21 protein-coding genes are annotated in these 26,983 nt (G+C 65.2%); 10 read left to right on the top strand and 11 right to left on the bottom strand.

Translation table 11 applies throughout. From position 1 onward, the window contains the following. Positions 1 to 77: 77 nt before the first annotated feature. From ppc to HUU99_RS05505, 4 genes are all read right to left on the bottom strand, one after another. Positions 78 to 2,762 (bottom strand): phosphoenolpyruvate carboxylase, encoded by a 2,685-nt coding sequence (ppc, locus tag HUU99_RS05520; protein ID WP_174285573.1) that lies wholly within the window; start codon positions 2,760 to 2,762, stop codon positions 78 to 80. Between the two features lie 160 nt (positions 2,763 to 2,922). Then, a complete protein-coding gene (gene ppa / locus HUU99_RS05515) occupies positions 2,923 to 3,489 on the bottom strand; it encodes an inorganic diphosphatase (protein ID WP_174285572.1) in 567 nt (188 codons plus the stop codon). A 103-nt stretch (positions 3,490 to 3,592) separates the two neighbouring features. Then, the gene (locus tag HUU99_RS05510) at positions 3,593 to 5,515 is read right to left on the bottom strand and encodes a M61 family metallopeptidase (protein WP_174285571.1); all 1,923 of its coding nucleotides are present in this window, start codon (positions 5,513 to 5,515) and stop codon (positions 3,593 to 3,595) included. Between the two features lie 67 nt (positions 5,516 to 5,582). Beyond that, a complete protein-coding gene (locus HUU99_RS05505; protein WP_174285570.1) occupies positions 5,583 to 6,233 on the bottom strand; it encodes a DUF1345 domain-containing protein in 651 nt (216 codons plus the stop codon). 50 nt (positions 6,234 to 6,283) lie between these two features. Between HUU99_RS05505 and hisS the strand changes: the two genes are divergently transcribed. The 4 genes from hisS to HUU99_RS05485 all read left to right on the top strand — a co-directional run bounded on the left by hisS (position 6,284) and on the right by HUU99_RS05485 (position 10,976). Next, complete coding sequence (gene hisS, locus HUU99_RS05500) at positions 6,284 to 7,549, top strand: histidine--tRNA ligase (protein WP_174285569.1); 1,266 nt, start codon at positions 6,284 to 6,286, stop codon at positions 7,547 to 7,549. A gap of 127 nt (positions 7,550 to 7,676) precedes the next feature. Next, the gene (gene prfA / locus HUU99_RS05495; RefSeq protein WP_174285568.1) at positions 7,677 to 8,750 is read left to right on the top strand and encodes a peptide chain release factor 1; all 1,074 of its coding nucleotides are present in this window, start codon (positions 7,677 to 7,679) and stop codon (positions 8,748 to 8,750) included. Continuing rightward, positions 8,743 to 9,696, top strand: coding sequence for a peptide chain release factor N(5)-glutamine methyltransferase (gene prmC, locus HUU99_RS05490; RefSeq protein ID WP_174285567.1), 954 nt, complete (start codon positions 8,743 to 8,745; stop codon positions 9,694 to 9,696). Before prfA ends, prmC begins: the two co-directional genes overlap by 8 nt. Before the next feature lie 239 nt (positions 9,697 to 9,935). Next, positions 9,936 to 10,976 (top strand): DUF4167 domain-containing protein, encoded by a 1,041-nt coding sequence (locus HUU99_RS05485; protein WP_174285566.1) that lies wholly within the window; start codon positions 9,936 to 9,938, stop codon positions 10,974 to 10,976. Positions 10,977 to 11,078: 102 nt separating this feature from the next. Here HUU99_RS05485 and HUU99_RS05480 read toward each other — a convergent pair whose 3' ends face one another. Genes HUU99_RS05480 through HUU99_RS05450 form a run of 7 tightly spaced genes read right to left on the bottom strand, consistent with a single transcriptional unit; the run spans position 11,079 to position 20,111 of the window. Then, complete coding sequence (locus HUU99_RS05480; protein WP_174285565.1) at positions 11,079 to 11,867, bottom strand: esterase/lipase family protein; 789 nt, start codon at positions 11,865 to 11,867, stop codon at positions 11,079 to 11,081. Between the two features lie 47 nt (positions 11,868 to 11,914). Next, positions 11,915 to 12,448 (bottom strand): GNAT family N-acetyltransferase, encoded by a 534-nt coding sequence (locus HUU99_RS05475; protein WP_174285564.1) that lies wholly within the window; start codon positions 12,446 to 12,448, stop codon positions 11,915 to 11,917. Further along, on the bottom strand, positions 12,445 to 13,512 hold the full coding sequence (locus tag HUU99_RS05470; protein ID WP_174285563.1) for an alpha/beta fold hydrolase: 1,068 nt from the start codon (positions 13,510 to 13,512) through the stop codon (positions 12,445 to 12,447). The genes HUU99_RS05475 and HUU99_RS05470 overlap by 4 nt, the downstream gene beginning before the upstream one ends. Positions 13,513 to 13,532: 20 nt before the next feature. Further along, complete coding sequence (locus tag HUU99_RS05465; RefSeq protein ID WP_368039920.1) at positions 13,533 to 14,033, bottom strand: poly(R)-hydroxyalkanoic acid synthase subunit PhaE; 501 nt, start codon at positions 14,031 to 14,033, stop codon at positions 13,533 to 13,535. Further along, entirely contained in the window at positions 13,921 to 15,567 is a 1,647-nt protein-coding gene (locus HUU99_RS05460; RefSeq protein WP_174285610.1) for an efflux transporter outer membrane subunit, read from the bottom strand. Before HUU99_RS05460 ends, HUU99_RS05465 begins: the two co-directional genes overlap by 113 nt. After that, entirely contained in the window at positions 15,567 to 18,875 is a 3,309-nt protein-coding gene (locus HUU99_RS05455; protein WP_174285561.1) for an efflux RND transporter permease subunit, read from the bottom strand. Before HUU99_RS05455 ends, HUU99_RS05460 begins: the two co-directional genes overlap by 1 nt. A 6-nt stretch (positions 18,876 to 18,881) precedes the next feature. Further along, positions 18,882 to 20,111 (bottom strand): efflux RND transporter periplasmic adaptor subunit, encoded by a 1,230-nt coding sequence (locus HUU99_RS05450; protein WP_174285609.1) that lies wholly within the window; start codon positions 20,109 to 20,111, stop codon positions 18,882 to 18,884. A 180-nt stretch (positions 20,112 to 20,291) separates the two neighbouring features. On the opposite strand from HUU99_RS05450, the gene rpiA reads away from it, so the two are divergent. The 6 genes from rpiA to HUU99_RS05420 all read left to right on the top strand — a co-directional run bounded on the left by rpiA (position 20,292) and on the right by HUU99_RS05420 (position 26,976). After that, positions 20,292 to 20,981 (top strand): ribose-5-phosphate isomerase RpiA, encoded by a 690-nt coding sequence (gene rpiA / locus HUU99_RS05445; RefSeq protein ID WP_174285560.1) that lies wholly within the window; start codon positions 20,292 to 20,294, stop codon positions 20,979 to 20,981. A gap of 66 nt (positions 20,982 to 21,047) precedes the next feature. Next, positions 21,048 to 23,144, top strand: coding sequence for a transketolase (tkt, locus tag HUU99_RS05440; protein WP_174285559.1), 2,097 nt, complete (start codon positions 21,048 to 21,050; stop codon positions 23,142 to 23,144). Further along, entirely contained in the window at positions 23,144 to 24,268 is a 1,125-nt protein-coding gene (gene tal / locus HUU99_RS05435; RefSeq protein WP_174285558.1) for a transaldolase, read from the top strand. The genes tkt and tal overlap by 1 nt, the downstream gene beginning before the upstream one ends. Before the next feature lie 169 nt (positions 24,269 to 24,437). Next, the gene (gene gnd, locus HUU99_RS05430; RefSeq protein WP_174285557.1) at positions 24,438 to 25,418 is read left to right on the top strand and encodes a phosphogluconate dehydrogenase (NAD(+)-dependent, decarboxylating); all 981 of its coding nucleotides are present in this window, start codon (positions 24,438 to 24,440) and stop codon (positions 25,416 to 25,418) included. Then, positions 25,415 to 26,233 carry a Cof-type HAD-IIB family hydrolase gene (locus HUU99_RS05425; RefSeq protein ID WP_254602943.1) on the top strand — a complete coding sequence of 273 codons (819 nt, stop codon included), beginning with the start codon at positions 25,415 to 25,417 and terminating at the stop codon, positions 26,231 to 26,233. Before gnd ends, HUU99_RS05425 begins: the two co-directional genes overlap by 4 nt. After that, complete coding sequence (locus HUU99_RS05420; protein ID WP_174285556.1) at positions 26,230 to 26,976, top strand: HAD-IIB family hydrolase; 747 nt, start codon at positions 26,230 to 26,232, stop codon at positions 26,974 to 26,976. Before HUU99_RS05425 ends, HUU99_RS05420 begins: the two co-directional genes overlap by 4 nt. The last annotated feature ends 7 nt before the right edge of the window (positions 26,977 to 26,983 follow it).

The raw sequence follows: 26,983 nt of genomic DNA, 5'->3' as shown, positions 1-26,983 counted from the left end.
GAGGGCTTTCCCTTGCCACCCAAAAGCCCGCAGCTGGGCCCCGGCCTTCGCCGGGGTGGGGAGGGGGTGCGGGTAAGCTACCCCGAATTCCGAAGCGCGGTCGCGATCGCGTTGATCGACAGCAGGATGCCCTCGCCGATCCGCGCATCCGCCTCGCCCGCGCGGTGGCGTTTCAGCAGTTCGATCTGGAGCAGGTTCAGCGGCTCGATATAGGGCAATCGCAGCCGGATCGACGCGTCGAGCGCGGGGTGCTTCTCCAGCAGCCGCGTCTGCCCCGTCGCCGCCAGCAACCCGTCGCGCGTCAAATGCCAGCCGTCGCGAATCCGGCCGAACACGGTGTCGCGCAGGCCCCGGTCCTCCACCAGCCCGGCATAATGCACCGCGATCGCCATGTCCGACTTCGCCAGCACCATTTCGAGATTCGCCAGCGTCGCGGCGAACAGCGGCCAGCCCTCGGCCATCTCCGCCAGCAAGGCCTTGTCGGGAAACGCGTCGATCGCCGCGCCGACGCCGTACCAGCCGGGCAGCATGACGCGCGCCTGCGCCCAGCTGAACACCCAGGGGATCGCGCGCAGATCCTCGATCGCGTCGGACTTGGTCCGGCTGGCGGGGCGCGATCCGATCTTGAGGCCCGCGATCTCCGTCAGCGGCGTCATCTGGCGGAAGAAGGTGCGGAAGCCCTCCGTCGCGTAGACGAGATCGCGATAGGCGTGGAACGCGGTGTCGGACAGCGTGTCCATCGCGTCGGCGAAGACCTTGTTCTCCGCGTCGGACAGCCGCGACGGCTCCAGGCTCGCGAGAAGCGCGGCAGACGCCATCGCCTCCAGGCTTTTCGCCGCGCTGTCGCGGGTGCCGTATTTCGCCGCGATCACCTCGCCCTGTTCGGTAATGCGGATGCGGCCCTGTACGGTCCCTGAAGGCTGCGCGCGGATCGCGGCGAAGGCCGACCCGCCGCCGCGCCCGACCGCGCCGCCGCGGCCGTGGAACAGCTGCATGCCGACCCCCGCCGCCTCGAACACCGGCTTCAGCGCGGTCGACGCCTTGGACAGGCTCCAGGTCGAGGTCAGGTAACCACCGTCCTTGTTGCTGTCCGAATAGCCGATCATCACTTCCTGATGGCCGCGTGCGCTGACTTGCGCTGCGACCTCGGGCAGCGCGAACCAGTCGGTCATGATGCCGGGCGCAGCCTCCAGATCGCAGATCGTCTCGAACAGCGGGATCGCCATCACCGCGGCGGTCGCGGGCGCGTCGCCGGCGGCGGGGCGGTAGAGGCCGACCTCTTTCATCATCAGCTGGATTTCGAGCAGATCGCTGACCGACTGCGCCATCGACACGATATAGTTGGCGATGCAGCCCGGGCCGTAGGTCGCGTGCGCCTCGGCGGCGGCGTGCATGATCGCGAGTTCGCCCCGGGTTTCCTCGGCATAGGTTGCATAGGGGCTGGTAAGCGGACGCGGACTGGCGAGTTCGCGGCGTAGCAACGCGACCCGCGCCGCCTCGTCCAGCGTGAGATACTCGGCCTCGACCCCCGCGACCTTCAGCAGGTCGGCGACGACGCGCTCATGCACGGCGGAGTTCTGCCGCATGTCGAGCGTGGCGAGGTGGAAGCCGAACGTATCGACCGCGCGGATCAGCCGCCCGAGCGCCCCGCCCGAGCGTAGCGGCGTCTGCACCGACAGCGCATGCGCCAGCGCGACCAGATCGGCGCGGAACGCTTGCGGGTCCGCATAGCGCTCGCCCGGCAGCAGGGAGGGGCGCGGCGCGGGTTTGCGGGTCAGCGCGGCATGTGTCGCGGTCAGGCGCGCATAGATGCCCGACAAGGCGCGGCGATAGGGTTCGTCCTGCCGGCTTGCCGCGCCGTCGCCGCTTGCCGCGGCGAGTGCTTCGACCGCGTCGTCGACTTGCGCGAGCGTGCTCGAGATCGACAGTTCCGCACCAAGCGCGTGGACGGCCGTCAGATAATATTCGAGCACCGCCGCGCTGGACCGGGCAAGCGCGGTTCGCAGAGACTCCGCGGTGACGAAGGGATTGCCGTCGCGGTCCCCACCGATCCAGCTGCCCGGGCGAAGAAAGCTCGGCACCCGCGTGCCCATCGCCCGGTCCCACCGCTGATAGAGCGCGGGCAGCGTCGGCAGGAACACGTCGCGCAGATAGCTCAGCGCGGTATCGACCTCGTCGGTGACATAGAGTTTTTCCCGGCGCAGCACGCGCGTCTGCCACAGCAAGGCGATCTGCTGGCGGATCGCGTCTTCGACCCGGTCGCCATCGGGCGTCTCGTCACGCCCCGCATCCTTCAGCGCGAGCAGTTGCGCGATCCGGTTGCGGTGGTCGATCATGCTCTTGCGCCGTACCTCGGTCGGATGTGCGGTGAGAACGGGGGCGACGAGCGCGTGGTCGAGCAGCGTCATGATCTGCGCGCGGTCGATCCCCTCCGCCGCCAGCGTCTCGATCGCCGACGACAGGTCGGCGTCGTCGTCCGCGGCGATCCCCTGCCGATCCTCCGCCAGATTGGCGAGCATCGAAAACAGCATGAAACCGCGAACGAAATCCAGCGTCTCGTCGAGCCCCAGTTTGTCGAGCCCGAGCGCACCCAAGGCGGGCTCGTCCGCATGGTCGCTACGATGGCGGTCGATCGACGCCCGCCGGATCGCTTCGGTCGCGGCAAACAGGTCCGCGCCGCCATAATCGCGGATGACGTCCCCGAGCAGCGCTCCGAGGAAGCGGATATCGGGATTGTTCGCGATCGGGGGCAGGCTGGCCATGTCGGGGACGCTGCGCTGCGGCGGGGGCGGGGTCAACCGGGGTTATGGTGGATTTTCGTCATGCCGGACGTAATCCGGCATCCATCGCACCGCGAACACGCGGCCTTCCGGTTTCGCGGCACGACGGACCCCGGCACGAGGCAGGGGTGACGGGCGCAAATCAAGTCGCGACCGGGTCCGCTTCCTCGCCCTTCGCCTTCTCCGCATTGTACCGCTCGATCGCTTCCAGCGTGATGCGGCGCGCCTCGTCCGCGTCGCCCCATTTGCCGACACGGACCCATTTCTTCTTTTCGAGGTCTTTGTAATGGGTAAAGAAATGTTCGATCTGCTCGAACACGATTTCCGGCATGTCGCTGCGGCCACCGACGTTCGAATAATAAGGGAAGGTGGAATCGACCGGCACGCAGACCAGTTTCTCGTCGCCGCCGGCCTCGTCCTCCAAATTCAATACCGCGATCGGGCGCGCGCGCACGACGCAGCCCGGGATGAACGGGGAGCGCGCGATGACCAGCGCATCGAGGGGATCGCCGTCCGGGGAGAGCGTATGCGGCACGAAACCGTAATTGGCGGGGTAGCGCATCGGCGTGTGCAGGATTCGATCGACGAACAGCGCGCCGGACGCCTTGTCGAACTCGTATTTTACGGGCTCCCCGCCGGTCGGCACCTCAATGATGACATTCAGGTCGTCCGGGGGATTCTTGCCGGTGGGGATCAGGTCGATCCGCATAATCAGTCCTTTTACTGCTGAAGGCGAGGGGGCCTAACGCAGGATCGCGGGCCCGTCGAGTTTATGTCCCGCGCGTGCCGTCAGGCACGCCGAGTACCGTCGATCAGGGCCGCGGTGCGAGCAACAGGTCCAGCCCACCATCGCCGATGCCGATCTTTTCGAGATGCGGATAGCGAAGACCCTGATGCCAATCGACCGCGACCATGCGATAGGTGTCGCCGCTCCTGACGGTCAGTTTCACCGGTTCCTTGCTGGTCTTCGCCGCGGTGATCGCCGCCTTCAGCCGGTCGTCCGAATAGGCCATGTCGCCGACCGCGACGATCGTCGTGCCGACGTCCAATCCGGCCTTGAACGCCGCGCCGTTCCAGGTGACACCGGTAATGTCGCCCGTCGCGTTGACGATCAAGCCGCCCGAATAGGTAAGGTCGGCGATTTTCCGCGACTTTTCGCCTTGCTTGAACGATTTGGTCGGCGTGTCGGTATAGACCAGCCGATAACCGTTGCGCGCGAAGCCCTCGATCGGCGCGCCCGAAGCATGCTCGGTCAGTCGCTGGTGGAGATAGCCCGCCCAGTCATAGGGCACGATCCCGTTCAGTGTCGCCGCGACATCGTCGAAGGTGTAGGTCAACTCGCCATAATCGCCGTTGCGCATGCCGAAAAACGCGCGCGCGAAATCGTCGATCGATTTCGTCCCCCCCGATTTTTCGCGCAGCAGCGAGTCGACGTCGATCCAGACGAGCAACCCCTCATTGTAATAATCCTCGCTGCGCTGCCAGCTGGTCCAGCCCTTTGGCCGGCGCTGAGAGATGATCGGATCGTTGGTGGTGTCGACCAGATCGCGCCATTGCCGCGCGGGTGCCGCGTCATAGCTGGCCATGATCGATGCATATTGATCGAGCGTATCCTGCTTGGACACCAAACCCGACCGCGTTTGCAGGACATAGCCCCAGAACTGCGTCTGGCCCTCATACACCCACAGCAGCGAATCGCGCATCGGCACGTCGAAATTGGGCGTCCAAAGGTCGGCACCGCGACGGAACTTGCCGTCCCAGCTATGCGAGTATTCGTGCGGCAGCAGGTTGCGCGCGCCCGTCTGCATGTCCCATTCGGTGAAATAGCCGGGGCGGACGCCGTCTTCGGAACTGCGGTGATGTTCCAGCCCGATCCCGCCGATCTCTTCGGAAATGCCGAACAGGAAATGATAATTGTCGTAATGCTGCGCGCCGAAGGTCTTGACTGCCTGGTCGACCAGCCGCTTGTGCGCGTCGACCTGCGCCGGTGTCGTCGCCAGCTGTTCGGCGTTGTCCGCGAAGGTGTCGAGCGTCACGTTCGGCGACAGCGCGATCGGCTTGTAATAGCGGCCGGCGATCGTCGGAGAATCGACCAGCACCTCGTAATTGGTCGTCTGATAGGCGTAATTCGCACCATTGGCGCGGGACGGCAGACCGGACGCGGCGGCGAAGCCCTGCGGATATCTGACCGTCGCGCTGATCGGGATATCGCGCGTGAAATAGCCCGCCGGGTACAGGCTCACCGAATTCCATTGCAGGCGAAGGATGTCCTTGCCCATCACCATGGCACCTTGCTCGGGCTTCGTCGCGGACAGGAATTGCAGGTCGATCTCGATCTTCCTCGCGCCCTGCGGCACGTCGATGTGGAACGCGTAGACGTCGACCGGGTCGCGTGTCCACGCGATCAGCTTGCCGTTCGCGCGGATGAACAGCCCGGCCAGCTTGTCGATCTGACCCGTGGGGGAATGGTTGCCGGGCAGCCATTTGGGATAGAGCAGGACCATAGGCCCCGGCTTCGCGACGGGGATCGTCTCGTGTGCCGTAAAGATGCCCTGCCCGGTGTTCGTCGCATCGACCGCCAGTTCGATCGTGCCGGGGTACATCACGTCCTGCGGCTCGGGGATCGCGTTCGCAAATGGCAGCGGCTGTGGTGCCGAATTGCCCGCAGGAACCTGCGCCTGGGTGGCGGCGGCGATGGTGGACGCGAGCAGGGCGGCAACGAGACGAACGTTCATGAAAGGCCTTTCGCCGGGAAATCGACCGCGGGGGTGTAGGCGGACGAAAGGCCCGTCGTCCAGCGCCTTAACCGCCACCGCCGCCGAGCACGTTGATCGTGAAGGCCAGCACGCCGATATTGAAGACGAACGCGATCATGCAATGACCAAGCGCGACCCGGCGCATCGTGCGGCTGGTCATGTCGACGTCAGATGTCTGGAACGTCATTCCCAGCGTGAAGCTGAAATAGGCGAAGTCCCAGTAATCGGGGGTATCGCAATGCGGGAATTCGAGGCCGCCATTGTCCTGCCCGTCCGCGTCCTCGTCGCTGTAATAGATGTGCGCGTAGTGAAGCGTGTAGACGATGTTGGTGAACAGCCATGCGAGCACCAATGTCGCGATGATGATGAAGATCGCCGCCTTGTCGTTTTTGGCATGAAGCTCGTTCGCGATGGAAACCAGGATCACGGCGATCGTGGCGAAGGTCAGACCAAGCAGGATCGTCCGGTTCGCGTCGTTCGTCTTCGCCCGGTTCCGCATCCGGTCCGCATTGTCGTAGCGCACGAGCGGTACGACCGAGGCCAGGAAGACGATCGTCGCGATGTCGAACGCCAGCATCGTTCCGCGCCCGAGCCCCAGCGGCCCGGGCAGCGCGACGAGGGCGGCGGCGAAGATCGCGATGAAGGCGATGAAGCGGGGCGGAGCGATCCGCTTGCCGAGGTCGAGTTTGAAGGCCATGCGCAACCGCTAGCGCTTGGCGCATCGCTCGCCTAGATACCGCCGCCACTATGGCACGTATCGAGACCCCGCGGCGCGTCCGCGGCACCCAGGACATCTTCGGCGACGAACAGCGGCGCTTCGCCCACGTGCTGGCGAGGTTCGAGCAAGTCCGCGCGCTCTATTGCTTCCAGCGCGTCGACGTGCCCGTGTTCGAGGCGACCGAGGTGTTCGCACGTTCGATCGGCGAGACGACCGACGTGGTGTCGAAGGAGATGTACAGCTTTCCCGACCGCGGCGGCGATTCGCTGACGCTACGCCCCGAATTCACCGCCGGGATCGCGCGCGCCTATCTGACCGAAGGCTGGCAGCAATATGCGCCGCTGAAGCTGACGACCAGCGGACCGGTGTTCCGCTACGAGCGCCCGCAAAAGGGGCGGTATCGCCAGTTCCACCAGATCGACGCCGAAGTGATCGGTGCGGCGGAGCCGGCCGCCGACGTCGAGCTGCTGGTGATGGCGGACCAGTTGCTGCACGAACTTGGCATCGCCGACGGGGTCACGCTGCAGCTGAACACGCTGGGCGACGCCGAGACGCGTGACGCCTGGCGCGCGGCGCTGGTCGCGCATTTCGAGGCGCACCGGGGGGACTTGTCCGAGGACAGCGTGACCCGGCTCGGGAAGAACCCGATGCGCATCCTGGACAGCAAGGACCCGCGCGACCGTCCGATCGCGGATGCCGCGCCCGATATCGACGCGTATCTGACGGTGGCGGCGCGCGCCTTCTTCGATGCGGTCACCGCGGGGCTGGACGCGGCGGGCGTCGCCTGGACGCGCAACCCGCGACTGGTGCGGGGACTCGATTACTATCGGCACACCGCGTTCGAATTCGTGACCGACCGGCTGGGCGCGCAGGGGACGGTGCTGGCCGGCGGGCGATATGACGGGTTGATCGAGAGCCTGGGCGGCCCTGCGACGCCGGGGGTCGGTTGGGCGGCCGGGGTCGAGCGACTGGCGATGCTCATCAGGGAGCCGGTGGGAATAGGGCCGGAGATAGTCGTCATACCTGATGACCCCGACCATGATGCCGAGGCGGCCGGCATGCTGACGCGGATGCGGCGGTTCGGCATTCGTGCGACGATGGCCTATTCGGGCAAGGTGAAGAAGCGGACCGACAATGCCGGGAAGGAACGGGTCCCGCCTTCCGCCTTATTGTTCGTTCGCCCGGATGGCGAAGGTCGACGGGCTCACCTCAAGATCTGGGATGCCGACGTGGCCGATGTTCTGCGTGAGCATCTGGAACGTGCGATCGGCCCCGTATTTACGAGCGGCACATGATGTTCCCCGTTTCTCGTTCCTCGGCGAAGGCCGGGGTCCAGCCCTTATTGAAGACGTTGCGGGGTCGCGCGATCGGTGCCCTGCGCCGAGGCCGGATCCCGGCCTTCGCCGGGGAACGGACGCGCCCATGACCTCCATCTCCCCAGACCGCATCCGCCAGATCGAGGCGCGGCGTGACGAGCTTTCCGCGCTCATGGCGACCGGCGATCTTCCCGGTGACCGTTTCGTGCAGGTGTCGAAGGAATATGCCGAGCTCGAACCTGTCGCGCAGGCCGCGACCGAGGTACGGCGGTTGCGGGCGGAGGCGGAGAGTCTCGCCTATATGGCGCAGGATGCTAACGACGAACTGCGCGCGATGGCGGCGGAAGAAATGCACACCAATCGCGACTCGCTGGAGGCCGCCGATCGCCGTCTTGCGCTCGCGCTGCTGCCGCGCGACGCGGCGGACGAACGCTCCGCAATGCTGGAAGTGCGCGCCGGCACCGGCGGCGACGAGGCGGCGCTGTTCGCGGGCGATCTGTTCCGCATGTACCAGCGCTATGCCGAGGGGCAGGGCTGGCGCGTCGAGCTGATCTCCGCGTCCGACAGCGACGCCGGTGGTTACAAGGAAGTCGTCGCCAGCGTCACCGGGCAGGGCGTGTTCGCGAAACTGAAGTTCGAGTCTGGGGTCCACCGCGTCCAGCGCGTGCCGGTGACCGAAGCGGGCGGGCGTATCCATACGTCCGCCGCCACCGTGGCGGTCCTACCTGAAGCGGAGGAGGTGGACGTCAAGATCGAGGACAAGGACCTGCGGATCGATATCTATCGGTCGTCGGGGCCGGGTGGCCAGTCGGTGAACACCACCGACAGCGCGGTGCGGATCGTGCATATCCCGACGGGCTTGGTCGTGATCCAGCAGGACGAGAAGTCGCAGCACAAGAACAAGGCGAAGGCGCTTCGTGTCCTGCGGACGCGGCTGTACGAGGCGGAGCGCGAGCGGTTGCACGCCGAGCGCGCGGGTGCGCGCAAATCGATGGTCGGATCGGGGGATCGGTCGGAACGCATCCGGACGTATAATTTCCCGCAGGGGCGCGTGACGGATCACCGGATCAACCTGACGCTGCACCGGCTGCCCGAGATACTGGCGGGAGAGATGGGCGAGTTGGTCGGTGCGCTGATCGCGGAGGACGAGGCGGAGCGGTTGGCGCAGATCGATGGATAAATCCTCCCCGGGACGGGGAGGGGGACCGCCGCGAAGCGGTGGTGGAGGGGGCGGTGCCCCGAGCGAAGCGCTTGCCGAAGCCCCCCTCCACCATCCCTCGGATGGTCCCCCTGCCCGTCCCGGGGAGGACTTCGCTATACGCACCGCGCTCGCTGCTGCCGCGGCGCGCTTCGCCTTTTCCGCCACCCCCCGGCTCGATGCCGAACTCCTCATGGCGCACGCGCTGCGGATCGAACGCAACGCATTGCTGCTCGACCTCGACCGCTCCGTCCCCCCGGCATTCGCTGCCCTGGTCGAACGCCGGGCGACCCACGAGCCCATTGCCTATATCACCGGCCGACGCGGGTTCTGGACAGTCGACATCGCGGTCGGTCCCGGTGTGCTGGTGCCGCGTGCGGACAGCGAGACGCTGGTCGAGGCTGCGATCGACCGATTTCAGGACAAGCCGCCGGCAACGATGCTCGACCTGGGCACAGGCCCCGGTACGCTGCTCCTGGCGCTGCTGGCCGAATGGCCTGATGCGCAGGGATTAGGGATCGACCGATCCGCCGCAGCGCTCCGGTATGCCACCGCGAATGCGCACGCGACGGGGGCGGGGGGGCGTGCGCGGTTCGTGCAGGGCGACTGGGCGGCGGCGATCGCCGCGCGGTTCGATCTCGTCGTCGCGAACCCCCCTTATGTCGAGACCGACGCCGACTTGCCGCCCGAAGTGCGCGCCTACGAACCCGCGGGCGCGCTATTCGCGGGTGCGGATGGACTGGACGAGTATCGACGCCTTGCACCCACGCTTCGTCGTCTCGTCGCGCCGGGTGGCGCGGCGATCCTGGAGATCGGCCGGACACAGGCGGCGGCGGTCACCGGGTTACTAGCGCGTGAGGGGTTCGCGGTCGTCTGCCGCGCCGATCTGGGCGGCCGACCGCGCGTTCTGGTCGCGACGTGCATTTAACGTGGTCGGAACCAACAATTCACTTGTAGTAGAGGCCCATGACCCGCTAATGCGCGCTACAGGGGCACGCAAATTCGACAGACGCTGTTGATTCCGGGCGTTCGCCCGCATCCCTCGTCATGACGCTGCTGTCCGGTGGCCGTGGCAGACCGGATGTGCCGGCAACGGCGCGCGGTCGGGGGTTTGCACCATGGATTTCGAGCAAGACCGGTATTGGTTTTGAGGACGAGGACACAAGCTTGATCAATAATCGGCAAGCCGGCCGCCGTCGCGGTCGTGGTGGCAACAACAATAACGGCAGCGGTGGCGGCGGTGGCAATCCGCGTCAGGGCGGCGGCCAGGGTCGCGACAACGGCAATCGCATCGACAGCCGCGCGCGCGGCAATGCGGCCCAGCTTCACGAGAAATACAAGAACCTCGCACGTGACGCGCAGCAATCGGGCGACCGGGTCAATATCGAATATTATCTGCAATTCGCGGATCATTATTTCCGCGTGCTGAGCGAACAGCGCAGCCGGTTCGAGGATACTCAGCCCCGCCGCCAGCAGTCGAGCGATGCGTTCGACGACGGCTACGACGCTGACGGCGAGGACGATTTCGGAGCCGAGGGCGAGCCGATCCGTTCGGGCGAACAGGCCGGCGATCAGCGATATGACGGGAACCGGAACGATGGTCAGCGGGGCGACGGCAACCGCAACGATCAGGGTCGGGACCAGGGTCGGGGCGACCAGAACCGTGACGGTCCGCGGCGCGACTATCAGGGTCAGCGCCAGGATGGGGCGCGCCAGGACAATGGCCGCCAGGATGGGCAGCGCTACGAAGGTCAGCGCCAGGACGGCAATCGCCAGGATGGGCAGCGCTACGAACGTCAGGATGGCCAGCGCGCCGACCAGCCGCGCGCCAATGGTAATGCCAACGTCAACGGCAACGACCGTCGCCCGCGCGAGGATCAGGGCGGTGGCGAAGTCCAGCCGCGCGCCGAACGCGTGCCACGCATCGATCGCCAGCGCGCACAGCCGCGCGACGAGGTGACGGTGCCCGTCGTCGAGGCGGCCACCGTCGATATACCGTCGTCCGAAGAGGCCCCGCGCCGCCGCGGTCGCCCGCGTCGTGATGCGACCCCCGTCGCGGCCGATGTTCCGGCGACGGTCGAGGCGGACCGCTTGCCGCCGTCGCTAAGTGCGTCGCTGGCCGCGTCGAACGACACCGGCGAAGACGTTCCCAAGCCGCGCCGCCGCCGAACGCCGCGGACGGATTCCGAGGTTACGGCCGCAGAATAGGCATTCGTCCGCATACCGGGCTTGTCACGCTATGCACGGACTGCAGGCGATATGGTTTGCGGCTCGGGGTCCGGACTGGCGGCGATGACGAGGTCGATACCCTCAGGCGTTTCCGCTCGGATACATCAGGCCCATCAGCCCCTTGGCGGCGAACGGACGCCAGCCGTCCAGCGGTTGCGCCAGCCGGTCCGCGACCGCGTATAACACCGCCGGGTTGACCCCTAGTCCGCAATGGCTGCCGCGGACCTGGATGTTCTCGCTATTCGGACCGGCGGGCTCGAGGCAGTTCTGCCAGGCGACGATGCCGTCCTCACGGCTGTAGATCGCGGTCGCCGGCACCGGCGGCGGGGCGGCGACCTCCGCGAGTTGCCGCCTGGTATGCGCGTCGTCGATCTTCTGCCCGGTCAGCAATTGATACGCACGCCAGACGTTCGACGCCTTCGGACTGCCCGCGAAAGGCGATCCCAGCGTGATGACCTGCCGCACCGCACCGGGTGCGCGGCGCGCGAGCAATCGTGCCATGACGCCGCCCAAGCTCCAGCCGACCAGGCTGACCTTCTCGCCCGTCCGTTCGTGCACCACGCGCAGCCGTTCCACCAGCTTCTCGCCTTCGCGGCCGATCGCGCGCGGCCCGAAATTGCGGCCCAGTTCCCAGGCATGGGCATCATAACCCAATTGCTTCAGATACCGGCGAAGCACCGCGGTCGACGCATCGCTGGCGACGAAGCCGGGCAGGACCAGCACCGGATGGCCGTCCCCCTTCGGCGCGCCGGCCAGCAACGGGGCGGCGAGCGACAGCGATCCCAGTTCGGCGAGCGCGCGCGGCAGTTCGGTCAACGCCAGCAATGCGGAAGGGGCGCGGACTTCATCGATAGGGGCTGCTGTCGCCATCATGGTCTCCTGGTTACCCGAACCGTACGCGCCGAGATGGTGAAGGTTCATTCCACACCGAACGCGCGGTTGCGCTGCGTCGTCCGCTCGACATCATAGGCGAGGATCGCGAGATCGTGCGTAACGCCGTCGCGACCGCGGACGTGATCCTTCAGCATCGCCTCCGCGCGGAAGCCGAGGCTTTCGAACAGCGCGATCGATCCTAGCTGGTCGGTGGTCATCGCCGCGGTCAGCTTGGCGAGGCCGTGCGCCGCGGCGACCGCGAAGATCGCCTCCAGCAGGTCGCGGCCCAATCCTGCGCCACGACGATCGCCGGCGACCAGCAACCGGACCTCGCCGACATGCGCGCTCCAGCTCAGCGGATCACGGACGAGAGCGGCCGAGCCGACGAGCGAACCGCCGTCGCCGGCGATCAGGCTGTCGATCCAGCCCTCGACGATCGCGTCCTGCCAAGCTTCGATGACGCGCGGGTGGCGCAGATCGCGGCCGAGGAACAACAGGTCGTGCTCGGGCAAGCCTTGCGCAAAGGCCAGCATCGCATCGCGGTCGCCGGGCTGGAAGCGGCGGATGGTATAGCTCATGTCGACCGAGTCTCCAGCCATTGGACGAGCGCCGGCCACATCCGGTGCACCGCATTGGGCCCTGCGACGACGCTGACATGCCCGCCTTTCAGCATGATCTCGCGCTTGTCCGCGGACCCGACCATGTCGATCAGCGGTGCGGACGCCCGGGTGGGAACGATATGGTCGTGTTGCGCGGCGATGTGCAGGAAGGGCGCGGTTATGCGTTGCGGATCGATCGGCATCCCGCCGACGCTCAGCGTGCCGTGAAGCAATCGATTGTCCCACAGCAGCAGCTTGACCATCTGACGGAAATATTCGCCCGCCAGCGGCAGCGTGTCGGTGTTCCACCGATCGAACATGCGGAACGACTTAACGAACGCCTCGTCGTCGATCCTGTCGAGCACGCGCAGATGCTGCGCGGGCCGCGCGGCCGGACGAAGCATGTCGAACGCGGTGTAGAGATAGTCGCCGGGGCAGTTGCCGAACGCCTCGACCAGCGAATCGACATCGAAGAAGCGCTTGTCCGCCCAGTTCTGGAACATCTCCATCGCCGAGAAATCGACGGGGGTCGTGAAGGTGACAAGGTTGGCGAGCACGCCGTCGGGTGCGAGCGCAGCCCATAGCAACGACAGCACGCCGCCGAAGCAATAGCCGATCAGCGACACATCGGGCTCGCCCGTTTCCTCGGCGACTCGCGCGACCGCGGCCGGGAGGAAGTCGAGCACATAGCTTTCCAGGCTCAAGCGTCGTTCGTCGATCCGCGGCGCTTCCCAATCCAGCATAAACACGTCGAAACCCGCGTCGAGCAGATATTCGACGAGACTCTGCCCGGGGATCATGTCGAAGATATAGCCGCGGTTGGTCGTCGCCATGACCAGCAGGACCGGCACCCGGTATATCTCGTCGGTACGCGCGTGATAATGGTAGAGACGCATCGTTCCGCGCTCGATCAGCACGTCCTTGGCGGTCGCCCCCAACGTCGGGCGGCTCGTCGCGAAATAGCCGAGCCCCGCCAGATTGCGCTGCATCGCCCGGTCGAATTCACGTTGCGCGCCAAGATAGAGTTCGGGGAACGTCGCCATTCAGGATCCGGCGGTGCCACTCATGCGGCCGGCGGCTTTCGCGTTCGTGCAGGTCCAGGGCGGGGCGCGGCGGCGTCCGGGTCGGTCGTCGCGGCTTCGATCCGGGCCAGCGATGCCTCGATCCGGGCGAGGCGCGCGGACACATCTTCCAATTCGGTGCGGCTTGGCATGTTGGCGGCGGCCAGCGCGCGTTCCATCACGCCTTTCAGCGTCGCCTGCATGTTGGTGGTCGCAGCGGATGCGCCGTGCATCGCGCGTGCCCATTCCTCCGACTTCATCGCTTCGCCGCCGAAGCCGTTCGCCATCTTCTCCCATTCGCCGAGCATCTGGCGGAAGAATGCTGCAGGATCGGGCGGCGTCGTCATCGCAGCATAGTCGGCGTGTAGATGCAGGTCGTCAAGGCATCGGTCACCGGGTCGGGCGTGCCGCCGGGTCTGGTTGCGGATCGTCGATACGCGGCGCGCCCGAGGCGGTAACCGGCTTCGGCCCGGCTGCGGTCGTCTCCAGCGTCGAGTCGCCACCGAGCACTTGGTACAGGGTCACCCGGTTCTGCGCGGCGGTCAGCTGGGTTGCGACCAGCGCCTGCTGGACACTGAACAGCGTCCGCTGCGCCACGAGCGCGTCCAGGAACGTGCCCACCCCGCCGCGGAAGCTGGCATTGGTCAATTGATAGGCGTCCGTCGCAGCGATCACGTTGTTCCGATCCGCGCCCAGCTGGTCCGATATGGTGCCGAGCCGGGCGAGCGCGTTGGCGGTTTCCTCGAACGCGGTCTGGATCGTCTTTTCATAGGTCGCGAGCGCAACGTCGCGCTGTGCCTTGGAATACGTCACGCCCGCACGCGCCGCGCCCGCCTGGAAGATCGGATAGGTCAGCGAAGGCGCGGCCGAGTAGCTGAACGCGCCGCCGGTAAACAGCGACGATAGGGCGCTGCTCGCAAAACCGGCCAGCCCGGTCAGCGTTAATCGGGGAAACAAAACCGCACGCGCTGCACCGATCTGCGCATTCGTCGCGCGCAATTCATATTCCGCCTGGACCACATCGGGTCGCCGCAGCAGGATCGTCGAGTCCAACCCGGCGGGCAGGGTGGCGATGCTGCCGATCCCTTCCTCGATCGACGCGGGTAGCAGCTTGGGATCGACGGTCGCGCCGACCAGAAGCTGCAACCCGTTGATATCCTGCGCGATCGCGGTTCTTTGTGCCGCGAGGCTGGACTGCGCCGTGTACAACGTCTGTTGCGCCTCGCGCAGGTTGGTGCGCGGCGCGATGCCGCCCTGTAGCTGCGCGTTGGTCAGCGTGACGGTGCGCTCGGCGCTCGCCTCGGTATCCTTCGCGATCTTCAACAGGCTCTGATCGGCGGCATAGGTCAGCCAGCCATTCGCGATCTCGGCGACCAGCGTCAGCCGGGTGGCACGGGCCGCGGCCTCGGTTTCGAGATAGCGGTTCAGCGCGGCGCTGGTCAGCGATCGGACGCGGCCGAACAGGTCGATCTCGAACGCGGTCGTCCCGATATCAGCGGAGAAGGCGCTGCCTGCGGTCGAACTCACGACGCTGCCCGCACTCGTTCCCGTCGCCCCCGTGCCGGTTGCGCCCGTACCCGTGGCCCCGGTGCCCGTGTTGCCCGTCCCGGTGGTGCCGGTCGTGCCCGTACCCGTCGTGCTACCCGTTCCCCCTGCGGTGGAACTCGTCGCGGTCGCCCGTGCGCCGTTGCCGCCGCCGGCATAGGAATATTGCCCGTTCGCGCTGATCGTCGGAAACAGGTCGGCGCGCTGGATACGGTATTGCGCACGCTGCGCGATGATGTTCGCCGCGGCGACGCGCAGGTCGCGGTTGTTGGCCAGCGCCTGACGGATGATCGCTTGCAGCCGGGGGTCGGTGAACACCTGCGCATACGTGACCGCGGGCAGCTTCGCCTCGGATTGCGCGAGATAGGCGTCGCCGATCGGCCAGGACGGGGGCACCGGCAGCGCGCCTCGTTCGTAGTGCGGCGTAAGGTTGCATCCGGCGAGTGCGGTTGCGACGATCAGCGTGACCGGCGTAGCGATGGCGCGGCGCATCATGCGGGCTCCGGTGCCGGTAAGGCGGGGGTCGGTCCGGGCCCTTCGAGGCGCGGCTGGCCACCGCCGCCCGCCGGACCGCGGCCGTCATCGCCTGGTCCATCGTGCGGGCCCTGAAAACCGGTCGGCCGTCCGTGCAGTTTTGCGATGCCGTCGCGCACACCGCGGCGGATGAGGACGAAGAAGAAGGGGATGTAGAAGATCGCGAGCAGGGTTGCGGTCAGCATCCCGCCGATAACCGCGGTGCCGATCGCGATCCGGCTGTTCGCGCCCGCGCCCGTCGAGATGGCTAGCGGCAAAACGCCGAAGATGAAGGCAAAGGACGTCATCAGGATCGGACGAAGCCTGATCTTGGCGGCGGACAGCGCAGCCTCCAAGACATGCGCTCCCTTTTTCTCCTCCTGCTCGGCGAACTCGATCATCAGGATCGCGTTCTTCGAGGCCAGTCCCATCGTCGTCAGCAACCCGATCTGGAGGTAGACGTCGTTGGTCAGCCCGCGCAGCGTGACGGCGATGATCGCGCCGATCAACCCGAGCGGGATGATCAGCAGCACCGCGACCGGGATGGACCAGCTTTCGTACAAGGCGGCAAGACACAGGAACACGACGAGCAGCGACAGCCCGTAAAGCACGGGCGCCTGACCCGACGAGATATTCTCCTGATAGGACAGACCTGCCAGGGCGATGCTCGTGCCCGGGATTTGTCCGGCAAGCTGACGCATCCTCTCCAGCGCCTGCCCTGATGATTTGCCGGGTGCCGCCGATCCCTGGAATTCGTAGCTCTGGATGGCGTTGAACCGCGACAATGATACGGGGGCGGTCTCCCAACTGGTCGTTGCGAAGGACGAGAACGGGGCCATCTGGTTGGTCGATCCGCGGACATACCATTGGTCGAGGTCGGACGGTTGCGACCGGAACGGCGCGTCGCCCTGCACATAGACGCGCTTCACGCGCCCGCGATCGACGAAGTCGTTGACATATTGGCCGCCCCAGGCGGTGGCCAGCGTCGTATTGACGTTGGCCTGGGTCAGTCCGAGCGTCGCGAGTTTTTGCGGATCGGTCTCGACATGCAGCGTCGGCGTGTCGGGCAATTCGGTGATGCGGACGCCGACGAACATCGGGTCGCCCGCCGCGCTGGCCAGCAATTTGTCACGCGCCGCCTCGAATTGGGTCTGGCTCATCCCGCTGCTGTTCTGCAATTCGATCGTAAAGCCGTTCGACTGGCCAAGACCGCGGACCGACGGCGGCACGAGCGCATAGACCTGCGCATCCCGCAGATTGCCGAACGCGGCGGATGCGCGGGCGGTGATGGCATCGGCGGAATTAGCGGAGCCCGATCGCTGATCCCATGGCTTCAGCGCGACGTAGCCAACGCCGGTATTCTGCCCCCCCGGCGAGCCACCCTGACCGACACCGCTGACCGAAAATGCGGTCGCGATGTTGGCGTTTTCGTTTTTCAGGAAATAATTCTCGACCGCCTTCTGGACCACGATTGTGCGGTTTTGCGTCGCGCCGGGCGGTAGTTGGAACTGGATGATGCCGATGCCTTGGTCTTCGGTCGGCAAAAAACCGGTCGGTAGCCGCAGGAACAGGATCGCAAGGACGGCGACGATCATCAGATAGATTATTAAAAACAACCATTTGCGGTTGATTACGGCCTCTACGGACGTCGCGTACCGGGTCGTGAGATTCGCAAACCCCTCATTGAACCTATCGCGACCACGGGCCACGAGATGCGCGGCGCGGGGGAAATGCCGGCCTGCCCAGCCATCTTCCACCGGATCGCCTTGCGCATCCTTCTTCTTCTGTTTGAACAGCGCCGCGGTGAGCGCCGGGGTCAGGATCAGCGCCACGAGCACCGACAGCACCATCGCCGACACGATCGTCAGCGAGAATTGACGGTAGATGACACCGGTCGATCCGCCGAAGAATGCCATCGGCAGGAACACCGCGGACAGCACGAGCGCGATCGCGATCAGCGCCACGGTAATCTCCTCCATCGACGCGATCGTCGCGTCGCGGGGGCTCATTTCCGGGTTTTCCTCCATCAGCCGCTCGACATTCTCGACCACGACGATCGCGTCGTCGACAAGCAGCCCGATCGCGAGCACCAGCCCGAACAGCGTCAGCGTGTTGATCGAAAATCCGGCAAGATAGAAAATGCCGAAGGTGCCGAGCAGGACGACCGGAACGGCGATGGTCGGGATCAGCGTCGCGCGCCAGCTTTGGAGAAACACGAACATGACCACGACGACCAGGAGGATGGCCTCGATCAGCGTCTTCACGACCTCCCGGATCGATAATTTGATGAAGTCCGTCGAATCGTTGACGAACGCATATTGGTAACCCGACGGGAAACTCTTGGCCGCGGTCTCGATCTGCGACTTCACCAACTCGGCGGTTTTCAGCGCGTCGGCCCCCGGTGCCAACAGCACGGCGATGCCAGCACCCGGATGGCGATTGATCCGGCTGCGTGCGGCATAGCTTTCGGCACCCAGCTCGATCCGGCCGACATCCTTCATCCGGACCGCCGCACCGCCGGGCGTTGTCTTGAGGACGATATTCGCGAATTGGTCGGGTGTCTGGAGCCGCGATTGCGCGGTGACGGTCGCGCTGAGAAATTGCGTTTCGGGAGACGGCTGAGCACCGATCTGGCCGGCCGCGACCTCGGTATTCTGCGCCTCGACTGCGGTGACGACGTCGGACGGCATCAACTGGAAGCTGTTGAGCTTATTGGGATCGAGCCAGATCCGCATCGCGTATTGCGATCCGAATACGTTCGTGTTGCCTACCCCCTGCGTCCGACCCAACGGGTCTTGCAGGTTGGACACCAGATAATCCGACACGTCCTGCGCGGTCGATTTGTCGGTCGTGTCGTAAACCACCGCGACCAGCAGGAAGTCGGGGTTCGACTTCTTGACGATCAATCCCTGCGACTGGACCTGGGTCGGCAGGCGGCTGAGCGCCTGTTGCACCTGGTTCTGCACTTGTACCTGGGCGATGTCGGGGTTCGTGCCCTTGTCGAACGTAACCGTAATCGTAACCGATCCGCTGCTCGACGATGCGGACTGGAAATATAGCAGGCCGTCGATGCCGGTCAGCTGCTGCTCGACGACCTGAGTGACCGCATTCTGGATCGTCTGCGCATTGGCACCGGGATAGGTCGCCTGGATCGTCACCTGGGGCGGCGCGACGTCGGGATATTGGGCGATGGGCAAACCCATGATGGCACCAAGGCCGCACATCATGACGATGATCGCGATGACCCATGCAAAGATCGGGCGATCGATGAAGATACGGCTCAGCATCGCCGGTCAGCCGCCCTTTGCCTGGCTGCCCTTGCCGCCATCCTTCATGCCGGGTGGCACTTCGATGTTCTGTGGGGTGTTGGCGGGGACGGGCTTGATGCCCTGGCCGGGTTTGATCTTCGAAAGGCCTTGGGTGATGACCTTGTCGCCCGCCTTCAGCCCCGCGGTCACGACCCAATATTGCCCCTGCACGCGCGCGGTGGTGATCGTCTTCTGCACCGCCTTGTTGTTGGCCGCGACGACCATGACGGTCGCCACACCTTTCGGATCGCGCGATACCCCCTGCTGCGGCACCAGGAATGCCGACCGGTCGATCGATTGCGCGAAGGTCGCGGTCACGAACATGCCGGGAAACAGCAAATCCTGCGTGTTGGGGAAGCGTGCGCGCAGCGTAACGGTGCCGGTGGTCTGGTCGACCAGCGCTTCCGAAAATTCGATCGTACCGACCGAGCCATAGTCGCTGCCGTCGGGCAGCTTCAGCCGGACCTGCGCCGTCGTCGCGGTCACGCCACCCGTCGCCAGCGCGCGACGCAGCGCCAGCACGTCGCCCGCCGATTCCTGAACGTCGACATACATCGGGTCGAGTCGCTGGATCTGCGCGATCGGATCAGTCTGCGTTGCGGAAACGAGCGCACCGACGGTGTAGAGCGATCGTCCGATCCGGCCCGATATCGGTGCCGGCAATGTCGTGAACTGCAGGTTCACGCGCGCCGTCTGCAACGCGGCGGCGTTCTGCGCGACCGATGCCTGCGCCTGCCGCGCGGTCGCGACCGCGTTGGTGTAGTCCTGTTGGCTGATCGCCTGCTGCGCCGCCAAGGGCTTGTATCGTTCGGCAAGGATTCGTTGTGCGACGAGATTTGCCTGCGCGCTTTGCAGGTTGGCGCTCGCCTGGTCTGCCGACGCCTTATAGAGTCGTGGATCGATCTGGTAGAGCGGCTGTCCCTTGCGCACCAGCGAGCCTTCGGTGAACAGCCGACGGCGGATGATGCCGGTAACCTGCGGGCGAACATCGGAACTTTCGAAAGCGGTGGTGCGGCCGCTCAGTTCGGTAACGACCGGGGCGCTCGTCGGCTGGACGACGACATAACCAACCGCCGGCGTGCCCTGTCCCGGCTGGCCCGCGCCGCCCTTGGCCTGCGCCTTCTCGCCGCCGCTACCCTTGGACGAACAGCCCGATATCGCCGCAGCAGTCGCCAACAAGGTCAGCGCGAACCAGATCGGGCGTTTCGTCTCCATAATGTCGGTCAATCGCGCCTACCCGCTCGGTTGATGTGTCGCGTCGGGTCGAATTCATCCGACGTTGGCGCGACCGTCGAACCTATAGATCATCGATTCGTTGCAGGGCGCATTAAAAATTGTGCATCTGCGAACAACCTGATCGTTGGCCGATGCTTGATTTAGATAGGAGAGGTTCGTGTGAACGAACAGGAAAAAAGGGCGGCCGCCTTGGCAGCGACCGCGGAAATCGTTTCGGGCATGACGCTTGGGCTGGGTACGGGTTCGACGGCCGCTTACGTGATCGCGCAGGTCGGCGAGCGCTTCGCCGCCGGGCTGGTCGTGCGGGTGGTCGCCACCTCACTGGCAACCGAACGAGCGGCGCGTGCCGCGGGAATCATGGTCGCCGACTTCGCGGACATCGCCGTGGTCGACTTGACGATCGACGGCGCGGACGAGATCGACGACCGGTTCTTCGCCGTCAAGGGTGGCGGTGGTGCCATGGTGCGGGAGAAGATCGTCGCGGCGGCATCGCGGCGGATGGTCGTGGTGGCGGATTCCTCGAAACTGGTGGCGCGGATCGGTAAGGCCAAGCTGCCGGTCGAGGTGCTGCCGTTCGCGCGCGCTTACGCAGCCGCGCGGCTAACGGCGATTGGTGCGGACGTGGTGCTTCGGAAAGGGGCGGACGGGACGCCTTTCCGCAGCGACCAGGGAAATTTCATCCTCGACGCGCATTCGATCGACCTGTCGGATCCGGTCGCCGCCGCTGCGGCGATCGATGCCATTCCCGGCGTGGTCGGCCACGGTCTTTTTCTAAGCGAGGTGTCGGCGCTCTACGTCGCTACAGGTGATGTCGTTACGAGACTGGAACGGCAGGACAAGCGCGGATAAAGGCGGGCGGACAAGAAACCACTTCGGGCGCGCAAGCGTTCGGGGGGCAAAGCGAGGGTCTTCACGATGTCCGATACCATCACCGCCGCGCCACCGGCGTCGTCCACCACGAGCCTGCACGAGGATGGCAGCCCCGACCGGTTGGCGATCGATACGATCCGCACGTTGTCGATGGATGCGGTGCAGAAGGCCAATTCCGGCCATCCCGGAACACCGATGGCGCTGGCACCGGTCGGCTATACGATCTGGTCCAAATTTCTCCGCTACGATCCCGCCAAGGCGGACTGGCCGAACCGCGACCGCTTCGTGCTGTCGGTCGGACATGCGTCGATGCTGCTCTATTCGCTGATCCACCTCGCCGGTATCGAGGAGATCGACAAGGACGGCAAGAAATCGGGTGCCGAAGCGGTGTCGTTGGACGACATCAAGCAGTTCCGCCAGCTAAGCTCGAAGACGCCGGGGCATCCCGAATATCGCCATACCACCGGCGTCGAGACGACGACCGGGCCGCTGGGGCAGGGCTGCGGCAATTCGGTCGGCATGGCGATCGCCGAGCGCTGGCTGGCGGCCCGCTACAATCGCGACGGCTTTCCGCTGTTCGATCACGACATCTATGTCCTGTGCGGCGACGGCGACATGATGGAGGGTGTCTCGGCCGAGGCGGCGAGCGTCGCCGGGCATCTTAAGCTGTCTAACCTGTGCTGGATCTACGACAGCAACCACATCTCGATCGAGGGCGGCACCGATCTGGCGTTCGATGAGGACGTCGGTATGCGCTTCCAGGCCTATGGCTGGAACGTCATCCATATCGACGACGCCAACGACACCGCCGCGCTTGCCGCGGCGCTCGACACCTTCAAGGCGACGGACGATCGGCCGACCTTCATCGTCGTCCATTCGGTGATCGGCTACGGATCGCCCAAGGCGGGTAGCGAGAAGGCGCATGGCGAACCGCTCGGCGAGGATAATGTCATGGCGACGAAGCGCGCCTATGGCTGGCCCGAAGATGCGCAGTTCCTCGTGCCCGACGGCGTCGAGCGCCGACTTCGTGATGCGATGATCGGCCGCAGCCGACCCTTGCGCGAAGAATGGGAGGCGATGCTGGAGCGCTACCGGACGACGTTTCCCGAAGACGGGCATCAGCTTTCACAGATGCTTGGCGACAAACTGCCCGATGGCTGGGATGCGGACGTGCCGAGCTTCGATACCGATGCCAAGGGTATCGCCAGCCGTGACGCCGGCGGCAAGATATTGAACGCGATCGTTCCCAGGCTGCCCTGGCTGCTGGGCGGATCGGCCGATCTGTCGCCGTCGACCAAGACCGACATCAAGGGGCGGGATTCGTTCGAGCCCGACAATTATGCCGGCGTGAACTTTCATTTCGGCGTGCGCGAACACGGCATGGGCGCGATCGTCAACGGTATGACGTTGTCGCACCTGCGCGGCTATGGCTCCACCTTCCTGGTGTTCGCGGATTACATGCGGGCACCGATCCGATTGGCGGCGATCATGGAGATCGGCGCAACGTTCGTCTTTACGCATGATTCGATCGGTGTCGGCGAGGATGGCCCGACGCACCAGCCGATCGAGCATCTGGCGACGCTCCGCGCGATCCCGGGGCTCGACACGATCCGGCCGGGCGACGCGAACGAGGTCGCCGCGGCGTGGAGGGCGATCGTCGAGGCGGGCAACCATCCAACCGCGCTGGTCCTCTCGCGTCAGGCGCTGCCGACGATCGACCGTTCGAAATATGCCGCCGCGGATGGTTTGAACAAGGGCGCGTATGTGCTCGCCAGCTGCGAGGGCGTTCCCGACGTTATTCTGATCGGCACCGGCAGCGAGGTGTCGCTGGTTGTCGATGCCTATGAGCAATTGACCGGCGACGGGGTGAAGGCGCGTGTCGTCTCGATGCCGAGCTGGTTCCGGTACGAGAAGCAGACCGAGGAGTATAAGGAGAGCGTGCTGCCCAAGGCGGTGAAGGCGCGTATCGCGGTCGAGATGGCGGGCGAGATCGGCTGGGACCGCTATGTCGGGCTGGACGGCAAGACGATCGTGATGAACACGTTCGGCGCATCGGCACCGATCGCGAAGCTGCAGGACAAGTTCGGCTTCACGATCGACCACGTCGTGTCGGTCGCGAAATCCCTGATGGAGACCAAGTGATGAGTGCGCTGAACGAACTGGAACAGCACGGCCAGGCGGTCTGGCTCGATTTCGTGGACAGCAAATTCCTGGCTGCCGGCGGTCTCAAGAAGCTTGTGGACGAGGATGGCATTACCGGCGTGACATCCAACCCGTCGATTTTCGAAAAGGCGATGGGTCACGGCGATGCCTATGACGAGAAACTGGCGGCCTTCGACAAGGACAATGCCGAGGCATCGACGATGAGCCGCTACGAACATCTGGCGATCGGCGATATCCGGGCGGCGGCGGACACGCTGAAACCGGTCTATGAGCGATTGGACGGCAAGGACGGCTATGTCAGCCTCGAGGTCTCGCCCTATCTCGCGAACGATACCGATGCGACCATCGCCGAGGCGAAGAAGCTGTGGGACGCGGTCGATCGTCGCAACCTGATGATCAAGATCCCCGGCACCGAGGGCGGCGCGCCCGCCATCGCGGCGACGATTGCCGCCGGGATCAACGTCAACGTGACGCTGTTGTTCGCGCTCGACGCGTATATCCGCGTGGCCGAAGCCTATGCGATGGGGCTGGAGGAGCGGGTGCTCCAGGGGCAGCCGATCGACCGGATCGCCAGTGTCGCCAGTTTCTTCGTCAGCCGGATCGACGGCATGATCGACGAGCAGATCGATGCGCGTGTGAACGACGGCGATGCGGATGCCGAGGCGTTGAAGGCGATCCGCGGCAAGGTCGCGATCGCCAACGCCAAGCTGGCCTATCAATGGTATCTGGAATTCCTGAAATCGGACCGCTGGCAGGCGCTGGCGGCGAAGGGCGCGATGCCGCAGCGGCTGCTATGGGCGTCGACGGGTACGAAGGACCCGGCCTATCCCGACACGCTGTACGTCGACACGCTGATCGGTCGCGATACGGTCAATACGATGCCGCCGAAGACGATGGACGCGTTCCGCGATCACGGCACCGCCGCCGATACGCTGACGCAGGATATCGAGTCGGCGAAGCATGTGCTGGCGGAAGCCGACCGGCTGAAACTGGACCTGACCGGTGTGACGGGCACGCTGGTGCTGCAGGGCGTGGCGTCGTTCACGAAGGCGTTCGACGATCTGCTGGGGGCCATCGCGGCGAAGCAACCGGCGGCGGTGTAACTACAGCGTTGAGGCAAGAGTCATGGCCCTTATCCGTCATGCCGGGCTTGACCCGAGATCCATCGTGCCGCGCGCCTCGACGCGTCCGTTTCGCCGCACGATGGACCCCGGGGCAAGCCCGGGGTGACGATTCAAACGTGTTGAGACGTACTCAGGCAAGGACAACGGCATGAAGATCGGACTGATCGGCCTCGGCCGCATGGGTGGCAATATCGCGAGGCGGCTTATGCGCGGTGGCCATGAAGTCGTCGCCTACGATCACGACGCGGGAGCGGTGCAGAAACTGGCGACGGACGGTGCGGTCGCGGCGACGTCGCTGGACGATATGCGAACCAAGCTCGATACGCCTGCGATCTGGTGGGTCATGCTGCCCGCAGGCGATCCGACCGAACAGACCATCGCTGCGATCGCCACAAAGGCCGCGGCGGGCGAGATCATCATCGACGGCGGCAATAGTTTCTACAAGGACGATATCCGACGCGCGAAGGCGTTGGCGGAGAAGGGCATAAAATATGTCGATGTCGGCACTTCGGGCGGCGTCTGGGGACTGGAGCGCGGCTTCTGTATGATGATCGGCAGCGATAACGACACTTTCGCTACGCTCGATCCGATGTTCGAGGCGCTGGCACCCGGGCTCGGCACGATTGAGCGTACCCCTGGCCGCGACGAAAGCGAGGACCCCCGCGCGGAAAAGGGCTATATCCATGCCGGGCCTCCGGGAGCCGGGCATTTCGTGAAGATGGTGCATAACGGGATCGAATACGGCCTGATGCAGGCCTATGCCGAAGGCTTCGATATCCTGAAGGGCAAAGTGTCCGACAAGCTGCCCGAGGACGAACGGTTCGACTTGAACCTGACCGACATCGCCGAAGTCTGGCGGCGTGGCAGCGTGATTTCCTCCTGGCTTCTCGACCTGACCGCGATCGGCCTGGCGAAGGACCAGATGCTCGAACATTTCACCGGCAGCGTCGCGGATTCCGGCGAGGGTCAGTGGACGATCGACGCCGCGATGGAAGAGAAGGTGCCCGCCAACGTGCTGACCGCGGCACTGTTCGCCCGCTACCGCAGCCGGGTCGAACATACGTTCGGGGACAAGCTGCTATCGTCGATGCGGTATGGGTTTGGCGGACATGTCGAGATCCCGCAGTGAGCGGGATTCGCTTGCTGGTATCGGATGTCGACGGGACGTTGGTCGACAAGGACAAGAAACTGACTTCTGCCGTCGTCGACGCGGTTCGCCGCCTGAACGATGCGGGTGTCGCCTTCACGATCATCAGCGCGCGACCCCGGTCGGGGATGATGCCGATCGCGGACACGCTCGCGATCGACCGACCGATGGGCGCGTTCAATGGCGGCATCGTCTTCACGCGCGTCGGTCAAGTGATGGAGCATCATGTCATCGACCCGAACGTCGCGCGGGGCGTGTTCGACATCGTGGGTGATGCGAAGGTCGATCGCTGGGTGTTCGCGAAGGACGAATGGCACGCCTCGACCGATGAGGGCGTGCATGTCGAGCATGAGCGACTGGCATCGAACCAGAACCCGATCGTACAGGATTCATTCGACGAATTGCTGGACGAGGCGGACAAGATCACCTTCGTCAGCGACGACGCCGAGCTGCTTCGTGATCTGCATAAGAAGGCCACGGCCAAGTTCGGCGACCGCGCGACGATCGTGCAGTCGCAGACCTATTATCTCGACGTGACCGCGCGCGCGGCGAACAAGGGCGATGGCATCACCGCGTTGACTGCGGCCATCGATATTCCGCTGGCCGAGACCGCGGCGGTTGGCGATCAGGCGAACGACCTGCCGATGCTGGCGCTCGCCCGCGTATCGATTGCGATGGGCAACGCGCCCGACCCCGTGAAGGCGAAGGCGCAGCACGTCACGGCCGGCAACGATGCGGACGGCGTGGCTCACGCGATCGACGATATCATCCTGATGCAAAACGGAGTTCATGCATGAAGAAGCTGGTTGCGTTCGACCTCGACGGAACATTGGCGGAGAGCAAGCAGCCGCTTCAGGAACCGATGGGGGAGGCGCTGGCCGACCTGCTGGATGTGGCGAACGTTGCGGTGATTTCCGGCGGCGATTGGCCGCAGTTCGAGAAGCAGGTCGCGAGCCGACTTCCGGCGCGCGCGGACGTGACGAAGCTTTGGCTGATGCCGACGACCGGAACCAAGCTCTATCGGTTCGAGGCGGGGCGGTGGCATGCCATCTACGCAGAGCTGTTCGACGACGCCGAGAAGACGAAAATCCTGGAATCGTTCGATGCCGCGCTGGCGGCGACCGGGTTCACGCCGGAGCGGACCTGGGGCGAGCGGATCGAGGACCGCGGCAGTCAGATCACATTCTCCGCGCTTGGTCAGGAAGCGCCGCTGGAGGCCAAGGAGAAATGGGACCCGGATTTCGCCAAGCGCAAGGTGATCCAGGCGGACCTCCGCCAGCGCCTGCCCGAATTGTCGATCAACATGGGCGGCGCGACGTCGATCGACATCACGCAAAAGGGCGTTGACAAGGCGTACGGACTGAAGAAGCTTCGCGACGCGAGCGATATCGCGCTGGACGAGATGATGTTCATCGGCGACGCGATCTTTCCGGGTGGCAATGACTATCCCGCCAAGGAATTGGGCCTCGATACCGTGCGCGTGAAGGACCCCGAAGGCACGCTGGCCGCGATCGCGGGGATCGTCGCCTGCCTGAAATGAAGGACGG

The sequence above is a fragment of the Sphingomonas bacterium genome (genome assembly GCF_903642285.1).
Classification (GTDB): domain Bacteria; phylum Pseudomonadota; class Alphaproteobacteria; order Sphingomonadales; family Sphingomonadaceae; genus Sphingomonas.
This window is presented reverse-complemented; position numbering and strand designations above follow the sequence as displayed.

Coding starts and splice junctions, on each gene's coding strand:
- HUU99_RS05470 (WP_174285563.1), bottom strand. CDS start 13,512: ATGGCGACGTTCCCCGAACTCTATCTTGGCGCGCAACGTGAATTCGAC.
- HUU99_RS05510 (WP_174285571.1), bottom strand. CDS start 5,515: ATGAACGTTCGTCTCGTTGCCGCCCTGCTCGCGTCCACCATCGCCGCC.
- ppc (WP_174285573.1), bottom strand. CDS start 2,762: ATGGCCAGCCTGCCCCCGATCGCGAACAATCCCGATATCCGCTTCCTC.
- HUU99_RS05505 (WP_174285570.1), bottom strand. CDS start 6,233: ATGGCCTTCAAACTCGACCTCGGCAAGCGGATCGCTCCGCCCCGCTTC.
- hisS (WP_174285569.1), top strand. CDS start 6,284: ATGGCACGTATCGAGACCCCGCGGCGCGTCCGCGGCACCCAGGACATC.
- HUU99_RS05480 (WP_174285565.1), bottom strand. CDS start 11,867: ATGGCGACAGCAGCCCCTATCGATGAAGTCCGCGCCCCTTCCGCATTG.
- HUU99_RS05450 (WP_174285609.1), bottom strand. CDS start 20,111: ATGGAGACGAAACGCCCGATCTGGTTCGCGCTGACCTTGTTGGCGACT.
- prfA (WP_174285568.1), top strand. CDS start 7,677: ATGACCTCCATCTCCCCAGACCGCATCCGCCAGATCGAGGCGCGGCGT.
- HUU99_RS05475 (WP_174285564.1), bottom strand. CDS start 12,448: ATGAGCTATACCATCCGCCGCTTCCAGCCCGGCGACCGCGATGCGATG.
- tkt (WP_174285559.1), top strand. CDS start 21,048: ATGTCCGATACCATCACCGCCGCGCCACCGGCGTCGTCCACCACGAGC.
- tal (WP_174285558.1), top strand. CDS start 23,144: ATGAGTGCGCTGAACGAACTGGAACAGCACGGCCAGGCGGTCTGGCTC.
- HUU99_RS05455 (WP_174285561.1), bottom strand. CDS start 18,875: ATGCTGAGCCGTATCTTCATCGATCGCCCGATCTTTGCATGGGTCATC.
- HUU99_RS05460 (WP_174285610.1), bottom strand. CDS start 15,567: ATGCGCCGCGCCATCGCTACGCCGGTCACGCTGATCGTCGCAACCGCA.
- HUU99_RS05420 (WP_174285556.1), top strand. CDS start 26,230: ATGAAGAAGCTGGTTGCGTTCGACCTCGACGGAACATTGGCGGAGAGC.
- ppa (WP_174285572.1), bottom strand. CDS start 3,489: ATGCGGATCGACCTGATCCCCACCGGCAAGAATCCCCCGGACGACCTG.
- prmC (WP_174285567.1), top strand. CDS start 8,743: ATGGATAAATCCTCCCCGGGACGGGGAGGGGGACCGCCGCGAAGCGGT.
- gnd (WP_174285557.1), top strand. CDS start 24,438: ATGAAGATCGGACTGATCGGCCTCGGCCGCATGGGTGGCAATATCGCG.